General features: G+C 49.5%; 17 protein-coding genes and 1 other RNA gene. 8 read left to right on the forward strand and 10 right to left on the reverse strand.

What is annotated here, in order from left to right; genetic code table 11:
• Positions 1–23 precede the first annotated feature (23 nt).
• Genes AC0VZ8_RS23760 through AC0VZ8_RS23770 form a run of 3 tightly spaced genes read right to left on the reverse strand, consistent with a single transcriptional unit; the run spans position 24 to position 3,328 of the window.
• Positions 24–764, reverse strand: coding sequence for an exonuclease domain-containing protein (locus tag AC0VZ8_RS23760; protein ID WP_475484634.1), 741 nt, complete (start codon positions 762–764; stop codon positions 24–26).
• Positions 761–1,840 carry a DUF294 nucleotidyltransferase-like domain-containing protein gene (locus tag AC0VZ8_RS23765; RefSeq protein ID WP_475484635.1) on the reverse strand — a complete coding sequence of 360 codons (1,080 nt, stop codon included), beginning with the start codon at positions 1,838–1,840 and terminating at the stop codon, positions 761–763. The genes AC0VZ8_RS23760 and AC0VZ8_RS23765 overlap by 4 nt, the downstream gene beginning before the upstream one ends.
• Positions 1,841–1,888: 48 nt before the next feature.
• A complete protein-coding gene (locus AC0VZ8_RS23770; RefSeq protein ID WP_260066203.1) occupies positions 1,889–3,328 on the reverse strand; it encodes an ammonium transporter in 1,440 nt (479 codons plus the stop codon).
• 314 nt (positions 3,329–3,642) lie between these two features.
• On the opposite strand from AC0VZ8_RS23770, the gene AC0VZ8_RS23775 reads away from it, so the two are divergent.
• Both AC0VZ8_RS23775 and AC0VZ8_RS23780 read left to right on the forward strand, forming a co-directional pair.
• The gene (locus AC0VZ8_RS23775) at positions 3,643–4,092 is read left to right on the forward strand and encodes a MerR family transcriptional regulator (protein ID WP_071223103.1); all 450 of its coding nucleotides are present in this window, start codon (positions 3,643–3,645) and stop codon (positions 4,090–4,092) included.
• Between the two features lie 42 nt (positions 4,093–4,134).
• On the forward strand, positions 4,135–4,815 hold the full coding sequence (locus tag AC0VZ8_RS23780) for a zinc metallopeptidase (protein ID WP_009594846.1): 681 nt from the start codon (positions 4,135–4,137) through the stop codon (positions 4,813–4,815).
• A 126-nt stretch (positions 4,816–4,941) separates the two neighbouring features.
• Here AC0VZ8_RS23780 and gltC read toward each other — a convergent pair whose 3' ends face one another.
• Positions 4,942–5,862: a glutamate biosynthesis transcriptional regulator GltC gene (gene gltC / locus AC0VZ8_RS23785; protein WP_071223104.1), complete on the reverse strand. Its 921-nt coding sequence runs from the start codon at positions 5,860–5,862 to the stop codon at positions 4,942–4,944.
• A 90-nt stretch (positions 5,863–5,952) separates the two neighbouring features.
• Entirely contained in the window at positions 5,953–6,567 is a 615-nt protein-coding gene (locus AC0VZ8_RS23790) for a rhomboid family intramembrane serine protease (protein WP_194543885.1), read from the reverse strand.
• A 121-nt stretch (positions 6,568–6,688) separates the two neighbouring features.
• On the opposite strand from AC0VZ8_RS23790, the gene tpx reads away from it, so the two are divergent.
• Positions 6,689–7,207: a thiol peroxidase gene (gene tpx / locus AC0VZ8_RS23795; RefSeq protein WP_071223106.1), complete on the forward strand. Its 519-nt coding sequence runs from the start codon at positions 6,689–6,691 to the stop codon at positions 7,205–7,207.
• Between the two features lie 72 nt (positions 7,208–7,279).
• On the opposite strand, the gene AC0VZ8_RS23800 is transcribed toward tpx, so the two are convergent.
• The 3 genes from AC0VZ8_RS23800 to AC0VZ8_RS23810 form a co-directional block, all read right to left on the reverse strand.
• Complete coding sequence (locus AC0VZ8_RS23800) at positions 7,280–7,672, reverse strand: DUF1499 domain-containing protein (RefSeq protein ID WP_006211699.1); 393 nt, start codon at positions 7,670–7,672, stop codon at positions 7,280–7,282.
• 145 nt (positions 7,673–7,817) lie between these two features.
• A non-coding RNA gene (ssrS, locus tag AC0VZ8_RS23805) (6S RNA) lies at positions 7,818–8,009 on the reverse strand.
• A 44-nt stretch (positions 8,010–8,053) separates the two neighbouring features.
• Positions 8,054–8,857 carry a YesL family protein gene (locus AC0VZ8_RS23810; RefSeq protein WP_113060342.1) on the reverse strand — a complete coding sequence of 268 codons (804 nt, stop codon included), beginning with the start codon at positions 8,855–8,857 and terminating at the stop codon, positions 8,054–8,056.
• 188 nt (positions 8,858–9,045) lie between these two features.
• Here AC0VZ8_RS23810 and AC0VZ8_RS23815 point away from each other — a divergent pair, with 188 nt between their 5' ends.
• Positions 9,046–9,147, forward strand: a complete 102-nt coding sequence (locus AC0VZ8_RS23815; protein WP_015736696.1) for a hypothetical protein — start codon at positions 9,046–9,048, stop codon at positions 9,145–9,147.
• A gap of 190 nt (positions 9,148–9,337) precedes the next feature.
• On the opposite strand, the gene cshA is transcribed toward AC0VZ8_RS23815, so the two are convergent.
• Positions 9,338–10,945, reverse strand: coding sequence for a degradosome RNA helicase CshA (gene cshA, locus AC0VZ8_RS23820; protein ID WP_475484636.1), 1,608 nt, complete (start codon positions 10,943–10,945; stop codon positions 9,338–9,340).
• 286 nt (positions 10,946–11,231) lie between these two features.
• On the opposite strand from cshA, the gene AC0VZ8_RS23825 reads away from it, so the two are divergent.
• The 4 genes from AC0VZ8_RS23825 to AC0VZ8_RS23840 all read left to right on the forward strand — a co-directional run bounded on the left by AC0VZ8_RS23825 (position 11,232) and on the right by AC0VZ8_RS23840 (position 15,653).
• A complete protein-coding gene (locus AC0VZ8_RS23825) occupies positions 11,232–12,053 on the forward strand; it encodes a YitT family protein (protein WP_071223109.1) in 822 nt (273 codons plus the stop codon).
• A 172-nt stretch (positions 12,054–12,225) separates the two neighbouring features.
• Complete coding sequence (locus AC0VZ8_RS23830; RefSeq protein WP_071223110.1) at positions 12,226–12,420, forward strand: hypothetical protein; 195 nt, start codon at positions 12,226–12,228, stop codon at positions 12,418–12,420.
• 379 nt (positions 12,421–12,799) lie between these two features.
• Positions 12,800–13,987, forward strand: coding sequence for a putative glycoside hydrolase (locus tag AC0VZ8_RS23835; protein ID WP_216530202.1), 1,188 nt, complete (start codon positions 12,800–12,802; stop codon positions 13,985–13,987).
• 268 nt (positions 13,988–14,255) lie between these two features.
• Complete coding sequence (locus AC0VZ8_RS23840) at positions 14,256–15,653, forward strand: MATE family efflux transporter (protein ID WP_475484637.1); 1,398 nt, start codon at positions 14,256–14,258, stop codon at positions 15,651–15,653.
• 154 nt (positions 15,654–15,807) lie between these two features.
• Here the strand turns inward: AC0VZ8_RS23840 and pfkA are convergent, their stop codons facing one another.
• Complete coding sequence (gene pfkA / locus AC0VZ8_RS23845) at positions 15,808–16,779, reverse strand: 6-phosphofructokinase (protein WP_071223112.1); 972 nt, start codon at positions 16,777–16,779, stop codon at positions 15,808–15,810.
• Position 16,780: the final 1 nt, after the last annotated feature.

Genomic DNA, 16,780 nt, shown 5'->3' on the forward strand with positions numbered 1-16,780 from the left:
CGCGGCAACCATCTTATTCGCGGTTACGTCTCGCTTAGATAGACATACAAATCTCCAAGCGTGGTTGCATGGCCGCGCGCCTGAATTTCTTTCATATAATTCGCCCACAACCGGGCAGTCATTCGCGCGTCGGACAGAGCATGATGCCGGCCCTCCACGGGAATGCCGCTGCTCCGCAGCAGCTCATCCAGACTGTAGTCCTTCTGCTCAGGATATAATCTCTGCGCGAGCATCATCGTATCAAGGAGCCGATGGGTTAATCGAACCTTTGACGTCTTCCACAAGGCTGCGTTCAGGAATCCGCGGTCATGCGCAGCGGCATGGGCAACAAGCACCCTGCCTCCTATAAAAGCCATAAAATCATGCAGCCCCTCCATTAAGGGCGGGGCTGCATCAACCATATGCTGCGTAATTCCTGTCAGCTCAGCAATGAATGGGGGAACAGGAGCACCGCTGTTAACAATCATATGAAAGGTTTCGTTCTCGATCACTTGCTCGCCGATGACCTTGATTGCACCGAATGACAAAATTTCATCACCGTGCTGGTGATTGAACCCCGTCGACTCCAGATCAAACACAACAACCTCCAGCTCGTCCAACGGGGTACCCAGAACCTCCGGCCTCCGGTTATCCTTCATCTGGGATCGGATGAACGCCAGCTGCTGCGCCGTCTGCGCCCCGCGCATAGAGGCAATGGCAGAATTAAAGTTACCCGAACGGAGGGATCTCCAGAAGCCCCCGTTCGATTGTCCCGGTTCAGTCATGGGTTCCTCCTCTCCGCAAAACGGTGCTCTCGCTGCAATGAACGGTGTATCCGTCTGACCACACCAAGCGTATCGCGAAGCTCGTACTGCATGGTTTTGTTCTTGAGCTGCTCCTGCGGGATATACCCGCTGCTCGTGATCAGCCCGTTCTCCAGCCGATGGGGCGTGTTATTTCTCAGCCGAAGCGCCGTCAAGAAAGCACGCTGCACGCTTTCCAGCAGCAAGTTGCCGCCCTCAAGCAGCATCACCTTTTCCATACGCTTTTGCGTCGAGGTTTCGATGATACCTCTTTGGAGCGCCATCGTGCGAATACTGTTTACAAGTGGAATATAAACGCCATACTTTACGTCAAATTCACCGGCATGCTCACCAAACCGCTCCGTTACAATTCGCCCCATGACATTCAGCGTTGCCTTGTGCTTGACCGTGTTGCGCAGCACGGCGTTGCCGATGTTCGGGTTCAGCTCGACGGAGCTCCGGAAATGGTCGGCCCATGCCTCCGTTAGCTCGCCATCTCCCGCTATATGACGGAGATCCGAAGCGATGATAAAATTGCGAATCGGCTCCCACTGCTGGTCTCCACACCATTCGCTAATCTGATTTTTCCAATCGCCAAGCTTTTTACTCCATAAAGGTTCGGAACACATCACTTTTCCCGAACATTTGGGATAGCCTGCATACTCCAGCAAGTTCGCCAGTCGAAGGCCATATTCCCGAAAGAAGGGAAGCTGTTCCTCCTCCAGCTCATCGCCAATGATCAAACCGTTGTCCTGATCGCTCCACAGCGTAGCTTCCTGCCTTCCGCTGCTGCCAAATGCAACAAACGCATAACGCGCAGGAGGCCGGCCCAAGCCAGCCTCCCACATGTCCTGCTCACAGATTGCCGCGGCACGCTGTCCAATCAGATCGTGCATCATATTGACGGATGCGATCCACTCTCTCAGCTCCATGTCATGACGCATCTCGATCAGATGGTTCTGACAAACGATCCGTTCATCTCGTAATTGCTGGGCTGTTGCTGCTGTCTGAATTTCCGAGAATACCGGAAACAGATTTACGGATTTCAGAGGTTTCATGCCGCGGCCTCCTTATTACATACTCAATAACCATTTAGAGTTTTATATTTATAACGCCGTATCGCTTCCAGGTACCCCTTTGCCTCCGGAACGAAACTCTGGTACTTTCCCTTCCGATTCCGCCAGAAGTTTCATTTGCTCCGGATATCCGTAAGTTCCATGTTCGCTCATATCTAGACCCACTAATTCTTCTTCCTCCGTTACACGGATACCCATCGTAATTTTCATGAGGTACAGAATAATGAATGAGATCACGAGAACGAATGCAAACGTACCGATCAGGCCCAATAGCTGAACGCCAAGCTGACCGAAGCCCCCGCCGTAGAACAAACCTTCTTTGCCTACGCCTGTAATTTCAACCAGTCTCGGTGCTGCGAACAAACCGGTGGATACAGCCCCCCACATACCGGCAATACCATGTACGGAGAATGCATATACAGGATCATCAATGCCTTTGCGGTCAAACCACTGTGCCGTAAAGAAGGTAATCGTACCGGCTACTGCACCGATAACAACAGCCGCCCAAGGTTCCACGAATGCACAGGCCCCCGTGATGGCCACAAAAGCAGCAAGAATACCGTTCAGCATGCTAGGAATATCTGCTTTGCCAAGAACCGCCCAAGAGATCAGCAATGCCGCTAGCGCACCTGCCGCAGCCGCGATATTCGTATTTAAAGCCACAAATCCGAAGAAGCCGTCCGTGAGTGCGGAGATGGTGCTGCCTGGATTAAATCCGAACCAACCGATCCAGATGATGAATACGCCCAGCACCGATAATACCTGGTTGTGACCCGGAATGCTGTTAGGCTTCCCGTCCTTATTATATTTGCCAAGCCGTGGCTTCAGAAGAACGGTAGCCACGAGCGCGGCTGTAGCACCTGTCAAGTGAACGACCGTCGATCCGGCAAAGTCCTGCATACCCAGCGCTCCGAGCCAGCCGCCGCCCCATACCCAATGAGCAACAATCGGATAAATCACGATGGTGAACAGCAATCCAAAGACGATATAGACGCTGAGCTTTGCCCGTTCTGCCATACCACCGCAAGCGATGGCCAAGGATACGGCCGCAAAGGATAAATGGAACAAAAACATAATGGTTGTCGGCACATCGTAAGCGGACAAGGAATCAAAAGAGCCAGCCGCATTGTCGCCACTTAAGAAAAAACCTTCAAATCCGAAAAAACTGTTCCCGTTGCCGAATGCCAGGCCAAACCCTAGTGCCCAGAAGGCAACGATCGAAATGCCGAAGGTCAGGAATGTTTTGCCTGCAACGTGGCCTGCATTCTTCATACGGACAGATCCGGCTTCCAGCAGTGCGAACCCTGCTTGCATGAAGAATACGAGCAATGCTGCCAAGAATACGAACACGGAGTTCAAACCAGCCGTTAATTCAACGTTCGTGGCTCCCCCATCAGCGGCGAATGCACTCGCCGGGAATGCAAGCAATGCGATTACTCCCGCCATTAAACCTAGCCATCTTTTTCCCATGTTTTACACTCCCCTTAATGTAAACTAATATAACATGATCTTGAATTCATATTGTCATTATAGGGGGGTTAACCAAAATCTGCAACGGTTATTTTCATAAAAAACGAAGTTTGTGTAATATAATCTAACATTAAGTGCATACAGTGCAAACCCTCAAACATCCTGTATCGATTAAAAAGACTAGGCTTCAAGATTTTTGTCACAACTATGACGTTTGACTGTATGGTTCATGATCATGTATCATATTTCTATTAAAATGAAAATATAAATGCATTCATTAATTTCCAATTCAATGAAAGCTTGTGAGGTGATGAATGATGGGGATCACGAGCGGAAACCTTTTCCGGATCGGTGAACTGGCCAAAGTTGCCGGAATCAGCGAAAGAACCATTGACTATTATACGAAGCTGGGTTTGATCTCCCCTGAAAAACGGACGTTAAAAAACTACCGGTTGTACAGTTCTGAAACCTTAAGCACTCTCGAACGTATTAATCAGTTAAAGCAAGAGAAATATACTCTCGATGAGATTAAGGAGAGACTGGATCGCTGGAAGTCGGTTCCCGATGATTCCGAAATGACGGAGAAGCTAACCAAGCTCGAAATACAGATGAAACAGCTGGAACGGGATGTGAAGGAACTCAACCCGCTACTGAGTGAATTAAAGCCAAGTCAAGCCCGGGAAGTACTCGCTAACATTCTTCCTAAAGGGGCTGCTTGCATCGAGTCGCTACAAATCTTGCTGAACCAGTTCACTTCGATGTAATGGTGAAGAACCAAATAACAACTTTGTATGGGGGTATGATACATGTATTCTGACTGGATGTTTATTCTCATTATTATCGCTTTTATATTCTCGCTATGGGCCCAGTTCCGGGTCAAAGGCACGTTTAACAAATGGGCTAAGGTCGAGAACAGCACCGGCATGACAGGTTACGATGCTGCCCGGCATATGCTGGATGCCAACGGACTCCACGATGTGCCGATTGAACCGGTGCCAGGCACACTCTCCGACCACTATGATCCGACCAAACGCGTTGTGCGTTTGTCGGAGCCCGTTTATTATGAACGCACGATCTCGGCTGTCTCTGTTGCTTGTCACGAGGTTGGCCATGCGATCCAGCATGCCGAGCACTATCCGATGCTTGTAGCCCGTCACAAAATGTTCCCGGTCGTAAACTTCGCATCGGGTATCGCACCGTTTCTCTTGATTGCCGGATTCCTGTTCCAAGCCATGAACCTGGTCGGTCTCGGCATCATCTTCTTCTCTTGCGCCGTTGCCTTCCAGCTCGTCACCTTGCCGGTCGAGTTTAACGCAAGTAACCGTGCTCGTCAGCTGATGGTTCAAGAAGGCTATATCGCCAATGACGAAGAACGTGGAGTTGCTAAAGTATTGAACGCCGCGGCCTTGACCTATGTCGCTGCAGCTTTGATCTCTCTGCTCGAGTTGATCCGCTATATCATGATCTTTACGAGCAACCGGGAATAACCCAACAAAAACACAACAACAAAGGGCTTTCCTCTCTACCTGGATCGGTGGAGAAGGAAAGCCCTCTTTTTTATATCTGATATATGTTATTTTTGATTAATGAAGCCAGGTTAGGGAGTTGATGCGTCAGTCCGCTTTCCCTTCCTTTTTCGGCGACGGATCAATACCAAAATATTGAAGCAGAAACGCACGGAATGCCTGAGCAACCGGTGGCAGCTTCTCGTCCGCGCGGTGGATCAGACCGATGGAACGCGTTACCTTCGGCTCCGAGATCCGGACGCGTGCCGGCTGCAGAGGATTCGTCTGGAATAGCGCCATTTCAGGAAGCAGGCTGACCCCCATACCGGCCGCAACCAGCCCGCGGATCGTATCCGTTTCCTCGCCTTCAAAAGCAATCTTCGGCGTGAACCCTGCTTCAAGACAGGCATGCCACACAATTGGACGCAAGGAGTAGCCTTTGCTGAACAGCACAAAGCGCTCCTCTTTCAACTGCTCCAGCTTGATGGACTGCTCCCCCGCAAGCGGGTGATTCGGCGGCAGGATCGCAAACAGCTCCTCTGTCAAAACGATATCTCCATCCACTTGATCATGACGATCCGGAAATGGCGACACAAATGCCAGATCCACTTCAGCTCCAACCACGTCCCGGATCAGTGTCGGGAACATCCCCTGCTTGAACCGGAACTTCACGTTCGGATATTTCTTTCGGAATTCAGCCACAATGGACGGAATCAAATGGATGCCCAGGCTGTGTGGGAATCCGATGCGGATCTCTCCCTGTTCCGGGTCCAGAAATTCATGTATCTCGACGACCGCACGGTCCAAGTCCTTCATAATGCTCTCCACCCGTTTGCAAAAAAGCTGGCCTACCGGGGTTAACTGCAGATTCCGGCCTTTTTGCATGAACAAATTAACACCAAGCTCTTCTTCCAACTGATGTATTTGACGGCTGACGGCTGACTGAGCCACATGAAGCTCTTCTGCCGCTTGGGTAACGTGTTCCTTTTGCGCAACCTTTACAAAGTATTGCAACTGTCGTAATTCCACGCCTTTTATCGCTCCATTCTTATTCCCTAGAAGACTTGAAGACTTTATCAAATCATCCAATTCTATTATAACAGACCCTCTAAGGTCCGATTATGTTCGACGTTTAAATAATCGAATCATGAGACCGTAGAGGAAAAATCCGCCTACCAATCCGCCGACATGCGCTACAAGGCTGACCCCTGGGGTAAACGAGAACAGTATCCCCAGAATAAGCAGGGTGAACAGCGTCTTGCGAGACGACTCATCAATGACATGCCGCTGGAACAGGGCGATGTACAGATAAGCGCCATAAGCTCCGTAAATGGCTCCTGAGGCGCCTACAAGGAAGGTATAGTCCTCCATGCGCTCATAATAAGCCAATCCGATTACATTACCGAGAACACCGCTGAGCAGATACAGAATGGCAAACTTCCAGCTCCCCATGATTCTCTCCAGCGGGGGAACAAATACCAGCAGTGCGAAGCCGTTGAACAATACATGATCAAACCCGTTATGCAGAAACATCGCCGTAAAGTATCTCCATGCCTGGTCAACGAATTGCGGCAAATCCGATAAAGCCCCATATTTCAGCAGCGTAACCGGATTTCTGGAACCGCCGTCTAAGGATGTGATCACGAACATCACCAGGTTAATGACAAGCAGCAGCGATGTAACGGGATAATAACGCAAATAACTTTTCCAATTTTCATAACGTACGAATATCATAGCATCCTCCTCATCCTAAACCAGGCCAGGGACGCCCCTAGTGGACATACCCTTTTTAAAAAGATTATAATGTACCATGAACCTGATCACCAAACTTTGATATCCAAGGAGGAGATTTCTCATGGCTCAAGAACGTTCAGGAGCTGCCACTTTCAAAGGCAATCCTATTACACTCATCGGACCACAGCTCAAGGCTGGTGATGCCGCGCCGGATTTTACAGTGAGCAAAAACCTGCTCGAAGACGTATCTCTTAAGGATTATGCCGGTAAAATCAAGCTGATCAGCGTCGTTCCTTCCCTCGACACCGGGGTATGCGATGCACAGACGCGCCGTTTCAATGAAGAAGCTGCTGGTCTGGGCGATGATGTGGTGATCCTTACGATCAGTGCCGACCTTCCGTTCGCCCAAGCCCGTTGGTGCGGAGCTGCAGGCGTTGACCGGGTCATTACGCTCTCCGACTATAAATCGCGTTCTTTCGGTGAAGCGTATGGCGTGCTCATCAAGGAATTCCAACTCGACATGCGTTCGATCTTCGTCGTGGATACTAACGATACCATCACCTATGTTGAATACCTTGGTGAGATGACGGAGCACCCGAATTACGAAGCCGCGATCGATGCAGTCAAATCTTTGCGGTAATACGCCAAAGGCTACATACACTGCACACTTTTAAAAAGCGGGAGAGCAGCTCTCCCGCTTTTTCTTATTCTACTAAGCATCCACTTTATACTTGCTCAGTTTTTTATCCAGAACAGCGTACAGGTTCAAGATAACCCGGTAGTTCGCTCCCAGATCCCCTAAGGAACCGCGGGACGCCGAATACATATCAACTGCGCTGCGAACCGGACTGATGCCGAGCACGGATACGGTAATGTCCAGTGTACGTCCAAACGAGGTTCTTTTCTCGAGCGTGATTTCTCCCACGGATTTAACCTCATGCAGAACTTTGTAACCCGGAATTTTTTTCAGTGTCGAGGAAACCTCTTCAAAACACTTTTCTTTTGAAAGATTGTAATAACGCGTCTTCAGCTTGGGATCTTTAGCACGGTCGCTTGTGCCGTCATAGCTGCGCACGATACCAATTAGAACTCGTTTTAATGACAAAGACCGTTCCTCCTTTATAAATGACCGTTCCTTTCCATACTCTAGTTTAACATTGTTTATGCTTTCAGCAAACCTTTATATATAGCAAAAAGGCACCTCTTTCACTTCGAATTCGAAATGAAAGAGGTGCCCATTCATTGATTTAACGAAACCCGCCTATGCCGTCCGGTAAACATTGTCTTCGAACCTGCATTAGCAGGTGGGTGACCGCAGAACCGCTTATGAATTCCCCTTGTCATATAGACAGGGCATTTCAGCCACGATTACGTATAGATCTCCCTAGACATCGTCATTGGTTCAAAACAACGGAAAACCGAAACGAACATCGCAGGATGTAGTCTTATTATAGGGGGTTTTGCCGGAAAAGTAAACCTCGCGTTATTAAGGTTTCGATCCGTTCTCTCCCTTTTTGGCAGATTCCATGCTTTCCAGAAGAGCTTGTTCGGTTTCGGACTCCTCTTCCTCCGCTTTCTTCATCTTCTCCTGCTGTTCCTGCATTTTGGTGAAGGTGGCATAGAAATTAAAGAATGCGAACAATGCCATCAGGCAGAACAGGAAGAACACGAACAGCACCGGCATCTGCGTGCCGATATACGCCAAGACAGCGCTTCCGATCAAAGTCGAAAATACGCGGAACGGACGAATCAATGTCAGCAGCACCGCATTTTTCAGCAGCTGCGTCGTTTTCATCTCATAATGAACGGTCATGGAGAAGAAATTAAACAGGGAGACAAACAGCACGATAAGCAGCACGAGCATCACAATGCCGACAAGCTGGAAACCATCTAGCTGCGTCATATAAACCGTGTAATCCACGTACATAATCACGAACAGCAGCGTATAAAAAATGCCGCCGATCATGCTCTGCTTGTAATTTTCCTTATAACCCTTGAAGAACGTTTTAAATACGGACACGTCCGGATTGCCCATTACCCATTTACGTACAACGGTAAATAAAGCCGCCGTAGCCGGAAACAAAACAAACGGTGATAATATCCCCAGAACCCAGTTCGACAGCAGCTGCTCATTATGCGCATCCGGTGTCTGAACGGCCATCAGGAATTTGGTTAGAACGATAAACAGGAAAGGCGATGTACAAATAACCCACAAAATGTTCGAAAAAGCAATACGGGTAATCCACTCGGTGAGCTTGTATAAGCCACCCATGGCTCCTTTCATTTCCAAATCCGTTTCCTCCTCACTCAAATCATGCATGTATCTATTAATATACCTTATTTTGTACATGCATTGCCAGAGCCTAATTTATACGATACTGGGCGTTTATCCAAACCAGCGCCCCTGTTTCTCCATACGATATCACGTAATCCGTTCAACAAGCTTGATTTTCCAAATTTAAAGAGGAGGGATTATATATGTCTTGTGAAGGCGGCGGTTACGGCTACGGAAATAATGTTGGTATTGTGCTGGTTCTGTTCATTCTCCTTGTCATTATTCTCAGCACATTCTACATCTAATGTCTCTTTGAATCATTGAGTGAAACAGATCAGCTGGTATTGCTCTAAAACTGCGAGTTTAAAGGGGATGCACCCTGGGTGCATCTTCTTTAAACATGAATAAAAGACGAAGCGCGGCTCCACCTGGCGTGGGCAGCTGCTTCGTCTTTTATATTTGGCTTCTTCAATCAAAAGAAATTACGCGTATATATTATTCGTCTCCGCCCCGGTTAGGACGACGCTCGCCGCCGCTGTAGGAACGAGGTTTACGGTCACCGCTATTGTTGCGGTCACGGTTGTAGCCACCGCCCTCGCGGTTGCCATAACTGCTGCCGCCACCATCACGGTTGTATCCGCCTTTGGAGTAGCCGCCACGGTTACCACCACCACCGCTGCCGCTACCGCCATCACGGCGATATCCGCCGCCGCTGCTGCGGCCGCCATAGCCACCGCTTGGCTTGCGACCATTGCGGATGTCCGGCTTCCGGCGTTTAGCACGGATCGGATCTTCAGGCGTCAGATGAATATCGGATGCTTCCTTCTTGTCGCCTGTCAGGATTTTCATTGCAGCTGCCAGCAGCTGTACGGAATCGTACTGCTCCAGCAATTGAATCGCAAGACCTTTGTATTCGGTCAATTCACCCTGCTCAATGATTTCAAGCACTCGCTCAGCGATGATACGCTGTTTGCCTTCAATCGCTTCCGCAATCGTTGGCAACGGCTTGCGTGGAATACGGTGACGAGTCACACGCTCGATGAAATACAGATGATCCATTTCACGCGGTGTCACGAAGGACCAAGCCGTACCTTCCTTACCCGCACGGCCTGTACGTCCGATACGGTGTACATAACTTTCCGGATCTTGCGGCAAGTCAAAGTTTACAACATGGGTAACGCCGGATACGTCGAGACCGCGTGCTGCCACATCGGTTGCCACGAGGACATCGATGCTTCCGTCACGGAATTTACGCATAACGGTATCGCGTTGGTGCTGGGACAAGTCGCCATGAAGACCATCTGCCGAGTACCCGCGTTTTTGCAATGCTTCTGCCAATTCGTCAACCCGGCGCTTGGTACGTCCAAAGACGATCGCTAGCTCAGGTGACTCCATATCCAGAAGGCGGCTCAATGCTTCGAATTTTTGACGTTCAGGAACTTCGATATATGCTTGATCGATCAGAGGTGCACTAACGTGCTTAGGAATAACGGATACATGCTCAGGTTCCTTAAGGAACTGGGATGCCAGCTTCTGAATGTTAGCCGGCATAGTTGCGGAGAACAGCAAGGTTTGACGTTCTTCAGGAACAAGCTTCAGGATCGACTGGATGTCTTCCATGAAGCCCATGTCCAGCATTTCATCCGCTTCATCCAATACAACGGTTTGGACATCGTCAAGTCGGATGGTTTTTCTGTTGATGTGGTCAAGTAGACGACCTGGTGTGCCGATAATAATCTGAGGCTTCTTTTTCAAAGCGCGGATCTGACGCCCGATATCCTGTCCACCATAAATAGCCAAGGAACGGATTCCTTTAAAACGGGACAGTTTACCGATTTCTTCAGCAACCTGGATGGCAAGTTCACGGGTCGGTGTCATAATCAGAGCGACGATACGCTCCTCTTCCTTGGCGATTTTGTGGATAAGAGGAAGGCCGAATGCTGCTGTCTTACCAGTACCCGTCTGTGCTTGTCCAATCATATCCTTGCCGGTAAGAGCAATCGGAATGGATTGGGATTGGATCGGTGTGGCTTCCTCAAAGCCAAGTTCAGTAATTGCTTGCAGCACGCGCGGCTCCAAGCCAAAATCTGCGAAATTTTTCAATAGGTTCATACTCCTTCTATCTGTGGACTTCCACTTTCTTCTCTGTATTCTTAAGTAGTGGTAACGTTTATAGGCTTTCCCGGCCAGCAGGATTTTCTGCACGAGGTGAACCGGTATATTTCTCTTATCACCAGTATGATGACTGGTTAATGTATAATCATCCTGATAAGCTTGCAAAGTTATCAATGTAACGGACTACTCAAGAATATCCAATACATTATATCACAAAACATTTCTGGAATACCAGCAAGCTTAAAGAAGTCATAATAACCGGGAGGTGATTCCTATGTTGAAGCGTCTATGGACCTATTTCTCGATCGTGTTCGGCGGCATCATTATCGCCGGCGGATTTAATTTGTTTCTGATTCCCCATCATCTGCTCAGCGGAGGCGTTTCCGGCGTGGCCCTAATTATCGGCTACTTTACGCCGCTTAATATCAGCGTCATGTATTTTGTGCTCAATATCCCGATTCTTATCACCGGTTGGTTCAAGCTCGGCAAAAGGTTCGTTGGTCTCAGCGTTCTCTCGGTTATTGTGACTACCCTGTTCCTAGAGCTCATTCCGGTCACCCCGGTTGCAACCGACATGCTGCTGTCCTCGGTGTTCGGCGGCGTGCTTGTCGGATTCGGTACCGGTCTCTCCTTTCGGGTTGGCGGTTCCACCGGGGGCTTTGATATTATCGGCTCCCTCGTTACGAAATATCGGGACTTCCCCGTAGGAAGTGTACTCGTGACGCTGAACGCCATCGTCATTATGGCGGTTGCTTATTTGGAAAACGACTGGAACCTGGCCCTTGCCTCCATGGCCTCCATCTATATTGCCGGAAAAATGGTCGATATGCTCCACGTCAGTCATATCAAGGTTACCGTCTTTATCGTAACGAACCAGACGGAAGCCCTGCTGGAGAAGCTGCTTAAGCGCCCCCGCGGCATCACCAAGATCAAAACCGAGGGGGCCTTCAGTCATAAAGAAAAGGATATGCTTATGACCGTCACGACGCGATATGAGCTGGCTGAGCTAAAACAGATTATTACAGAGACAGATCCACTGGCCTTTGTTAATATCGTGGAAACCACGGCTGTCATGGGGCAATTCCGCAAGAACTAAATATTTACCACCTGTCAGGGTAAGGTAAATTTGTGGTATAATATTTGTGCGCGGTTCCTACAATATTCATGAGATCTGTTTCCCGGGCATCGCTTTGGCCCAATTTTAATTGTTTTTCCGTTTTACAAAAGAACGTCCTGCCTAACCAATTTGGAAGGAAAGGGTGATTTTTATGGAAATGGAAACGGTAAAATTGTCACAAATCGTCATGAAGTGGTTCCCGGAAATGTTATCGTTCTTTAGACAGAACGAACTGAATTCCATGATCGTTCTTAGGGACGGGCTGAGTATTCTGGAGCAGGAGGACGCTCTTGAAATTATTCAGTTCAGCATTTGCGAGCATCAGAACCAAACGCCGCTTCATTAATTTTTATGCAACACGTGAATATCGCACGACAAGTGCCGTTATTCTCCGGTAAAATTCACCGGTGAGTAACGGCATTTTTTTATGGATAAATGTAAATTCTATAAGCACGTCATTTCCACCAGTTACAATGTAAACGCTATCCGCCTTCTTTCGGGTATTATACTCCGATGCTAGTCACTCCCCAAGTTCACACGTTGTTCACGGCCACCTGCCATAAATGTCGATATTTAGCGTTTAAAACGCCCTTGACCCGTTTAATGAACTAAGTACGCTCACCCGCCGTTTCCAATTTATTGTCGATTGTAACAATCCTGTTCTTTTTGAAGGCATCCGTTCCTTTATAATCATGATGTGAATGTACACAAGGGAGAGAGTAATTATGAATATCATCTTGGCTTTATTCATCTTGGCGTCCGCGGGCTTCGGCGGTTCCAGTCCGCAAGACAACAATCTTACCGCCAAACTTCAGGCATCGTTAAATACCGCCGTGATTCAGGGCATGCACCAAAAGAACAATCAAGGCCAGGGCCAATCCGGCATCAAGCCAAACACGACGGAAATCGATCCGCAGATTGACGCTCCCAAAGTCAAAGGCATTTATGTAACGGCTTATAGCGCAGGCGGCTCCAGAATGAATCAGCTCGTGGATCTTATGGACAAGACCGAACTCAATGCCATGGTCATTGACATCAAGGACGATGAAGGATACATAACGTACAAAACCGATAATCCGAAGCTGAAGGAACTCGGTAAATCCCAGCCTTTTATCAAAGATATCAAACAGCTGATGAAGCGGCTGGAGAAACACGATATTTATCCGATCGCCCGAGTTGTCGTGTTCAAGGATACCATTCTTGCCAAGAAAAACCCGGAGCTTTCCTTCCGTAAAGGAGACGGCAGCGTGTGGACCAATGGCGGGGGCGACAGCTTCGTTAACCCGTACAGCAAAGAGGTATGGGATTACAACATCGAGATCGCCAAGGAAGCTGCCAAACTCGGGTTCAAGGAAATCCAGTTTGATTATGTCCGTTTTCCGGAGGGCTTTGAGAAACGCGCCGATTCCCTGAAGTACACCAAAACGGATCAATCGCGCGTGGACGTGGTATCCGATTTTGTGCAGTATGCCCGGGAAGAACTCGCGCCGCTTGGCATCCGCGTATCCGTTGACATCTTCGGCTATGCGGCCTCGGTGCCTGCAGCAGAAGGCATCGGGCAGGACTTCGTCAAAATTTCCAAAAACGTCGATATCATCAGTCCGATGGTATACCCAAGCCATTACACGGCAGGCTGGTTCGGCTCTCCTGTACCGGACAAGGCTCCTTACCAGACCATCAAGGGATCCATGGAAGATACCCACAAGAAGCTCGAGGAGCTGGGAGAGCAGAAGCCGATCATCCGGCCATGGATTCAGGACTTTACCGCGAGCTGGCTCGGAAGCGGTAATTATGCCAAGTACGGCAAAAAGGAAATCGAAGAGCAGATTCGCGCCCTCAAAGATACAAACGTCGATGAATATTTACTCTGGAATGCTTCAAACCGGTATACGGAAGGCGTCACTCATAAATAATTCAATTATCCATTCGCAAAGGGTCGGCCATCAACATGGCCGGCCCTTTCTGCGTTCAAGCAGTTCGGTGAACTCTCTTGACAGCAGATGCTATGATGATGGGTAGGGCTGGCTTGCCCCTTAATCTGTCAAATTGACGCACTCCAATTCAACGATTGGTTGAGTTTTGGGTCGCCGCTCAATAAGCCAGTTATTGTCCCCAACCATAGCAGAACCCTACAATATGGGGGCACCGTCCGAAAACTACAATAAGAAAGGCACATCGCACATGCAACCGACCACGACAACACGGGGAAAGCTGAAGCAATTTGCAATCATTCTTATCCCCATCTTAATTACGCAGCTAGCCTTATCGGCCATTACTTTTTTCGACACCAACATGTCCGGAAAATTCAGCTCAGTCGACCTGGCAGGCGTAGCAATCGCGACAAGCATCTGGATCCCGGTCCAAACCGGCCTTAGCGGAATTCTAATGGGGATCACCCCCATCGTTTCGCAGCTCGTTGGCGGGCGAGTGGAAAAAAAGATCGCTTACCAAGTGAACCAGGCGCTCTGGCTGTCCATCTTACTTGCCATCGTCGTCCTTGCGATCGGGTATGCCGTTGTACCGAGCATTCTCGGAGCTATGAGCCTGGAGCCGGAAGTTCGGCGGATTGCCTCCCAGTTTCTCGCCGCCATCTCGATCGGCATCATTCCGCTGTTCTCTTATACCGTACTGCGCAGTTTTATTGATGCGCTCGGGCAAACTAAAATTTCCATGGTGATCACGCTGATTACCCTGCCGGTGAACGTAGGCCTGAATGCGCTGTTCATTTATGGATTCTGGGGCTTTCCAAGAATGGGGGGCGTGGGCGCCGGTATCGCTTCCGCGATTACATACTGGACCGTGCTCATCATCGCCATTTTGATCATCCATAACAGCCACCCGTTCTCTTCATTCGGCATCTTCAGGCAGCTTCAGGGAGTTTCATTGAGCGCATGGAAAAGCCTATTAAAAATCGGCGTGCCGATCGGGTTCTCCATCTTTCTGGAGACCGCCGTCTTCGCTGCGGTGACGCTGCTTATGAGCAGCTTTGATACGGCAACGATTGCCGCTCACCAAGCGGCCCTGAATTTCGCTACAACACTGTATATGCTGCCATTAAGCATATGCATGAGTCTGACCATCCTTGTAGGCTTCGAGGCCGGCTCGGGACGGATGAAGGATGCCTGGAAGTACGCGAAACTCGGCATCAACACAGCCGTTATCCTGTCGCTGATCACGGCTGTCATCCTGTTTATGGCCGGCCGCCAGGTTGCCGGATTATATTCCAACGAGCCTGCCGTCGTGGCGCTGATCCAGCAGTTTCTGCTGTTTGCGATCTTCTTTCAGATCTCGGACGCGATCGCCACGCCAACCCAAGGAGCGCTGCGGGGCTATAAAGACGTTAATGTCGCCTTCATGCTCGCTTTTCTGTCGTTTTGGGTGATTGGTCTGCCCGTAGGTTATGTGCTCGCCAACTACACCGATTGGCAAGCCTTCGGCTACTGGATCGGGTTAATCACGGGCCTTGCCGTCGGCGCTGCCCTGATGCTTATGCGTCTGGTCAAAGTTCAACGCAAGTTCTCACGTCAGGTGCATGCTCCATCCCGATCCGCATCCTATCGTCAGTCGAAGAGCCTCTAAGAGAAGAGACACCGTATTCTGCGGGAGTTTTTCTTGCGAAATATGGCTGGCAAGCCGCTGAAGCTTCTGATTTCTTTACCGCTACAAAAAGACCGTCTCCATGCAGAATGCATTCTGCAATGAGAGACGGTCTTTTTGATGACGTCTGCTGATTTTATTGAGACAACCGCAATGCCAGGTCGTAAAGCTCACGGTTAAATTCTTTCTTCGTGTTAACGACCTTGTCAATATCCGTGAGGACCAGCTCGCCCTTAATGATGCCGCATCCTTTATCGGATTGGCCGTCAATCAGACTGCGAACCGCAAAATCGCCAAGACGGCTTGCCAGGTTGCGGTCAAACGGAGTTGGAGCTCCACCACGCTGGATATGTCCGAGCACCGTTACCCGTGCGTCGATCGAGGCGTGGCACTCTTTAAGATCACATACGATGTCCTCGCCGCGTCCGACGCCTTCCGCTACGATGATGATGCTGTGACGCTTGCCTTTTGCGAAATTCTCGCGCAAACGGTTTGCCACTTCATCAAGGTTGTACTCCACTTCCGGCACCAGAATGGTCTCTGCGCCTGAAGCAAGGCCCGCATGGAGCGCAATGTCGCCGCAGTGGCGTCCCATAACCTCTACAACGGACGAGCGCGCATGGGAAGACATCGTGTCGCGTAATTTATTAACGGCGTCTACAACGACGCTCACGGCTGTGTCAAAGCCGATTGTATAGTCCGTATAGGAAATATCGTTATCAATCGTGCCCGGAAGGCCCATGGTTTTGATTCCGAGTTTGCTGAGCTTGTTCGCCCCGTGGTAAGAGCCGTCCCCTCCGATAACGACCAAGCCGTCGATGCCGTGCTGATTCAGAATGTCGGCACCCTTCTGCTGTCCTTCCGCCGTCTTGAACTCTTCACAGCGGGCGGAACGAAGGATTGTGCCTCCGCGCTGAATAATATCCCCTACGCTGCGAAGATCCATTTTGACGATGTCGTTCTCCAGAAGTCCTTGGTAACCACGCTGAATTCCATATACTTCAAGACCATAATACAGACCGCTGCGCACAACCGCGCGAAGCGCCGCGTTCATCCCTTGGGAATCGCCACCACTTGTAAGAACTGCAATTTTTTTAACCTCTGCCATG

The sequence above is a fragment of the Paenibacillus sp. QJM3NY_38 genome (genome assembly GCF_056173265.1).

What these genes read in the sequence shown, in the direction of transcription:
- AC0VZ8_RS23760 (WP_475484634.1), bottom strand. Translation starts at nt 764, where the DNA reads ATGACTGAACCGGGACAATCGAACGGGGGCTTCTGGAGATCCCTCCGT.
- AC0VZ8_RS23765 (WP_475484635.1), bottom strand. Translation starts at nt 1,840, where the DNA reads ATGAAACCTCTGAAATCCGTAAATCTGTTTCCGGTATTCTCGGAAATT.
- AC0VZ8_RS23770 (WP_260066203.1), bottom strand. Translation starts at nt 3,328, where the DNA reads ATGGGAAAAAGATGGCTAGGTTTAATGGCGGGAGTAATCGCATTGCTT.
- AC0VZ8_RS23775 (WP_071223103.1), top strand. Translation starts at nt 3,643, where the DNA reads ATGATGGGGATCACGAGCGGAAACCTTTTCCGGATCGGTGAACTGGCC.
- AC0VZ8_RS23780 (WP_009594846.1), top strand. Translation starts at nt 4,135, where the DNA reads ATGTATTCTGACTGGATGTTTATTCTCATTATTATCGCTTTTATATTC.
- AC0VZ8_RS23790 (WP_194543885.1), bottom strand. Translation starts at nt 6,567, where the DNA reads ATGATATTCGTACGTTATGAAAATTGGAAAAGTTATTTGCGTTATTAT.
- tpx (WP_071223106.1), top strand. Translation starts at nt 6,689, where the DNA reads ATGGCTCAAGAACGTTCAGGAGCTGCCACTTTCAAAGGCAATCCTATT.
- AC0VZ8_RS23815 (WP_015736696.1), top strand. Translation starts at nt 9,046, where the DNA reads ATGTCTTGTGAAGGCGGCGGTTACGGCTACGGAAATAATGTTGGTATT.
- AC0VZ8_RS23825 (WP_071223109.1), top strand. Translation starts at nt 11,232, where the DNA reads ATGTTGAAGCGTCTATGGACCTATTTCTCGATCGTGTTCGGCGGCATC.
- AC0VZ8_RS23830 (WP_071223110.1), top strand. Translation starts at nt 12,226, where the DNA reads ATGGAAATGGAAACGGTAAAATTGTCACAAATCGTCATGAAGTGGTTC.
- AC0VZ8_RS23835 (WP_216530202.1), top strand. Translation starts at nt 12,800, where the DNA reads ATGAATATCATCTTGGCTTTATTCATCTTGGCGTCCGCGGGCTTCGGC.
- AC0VZ8_RS23840 (WP_475484637.1), top strand. Translation starts at nt 14,256, where the DNA reads ATGCAACCGACCACGACAACACGGGGAAAGCTGAAGCAATTTGCAATC.
- pfkA (WP_071223112.1), bottom strand. Translation starts at nt 16,779, where the DNA reads ATGGCAGAGGTTAAAAAAATTGCAGTTCTTACAAGTGGTGGCGATTCC.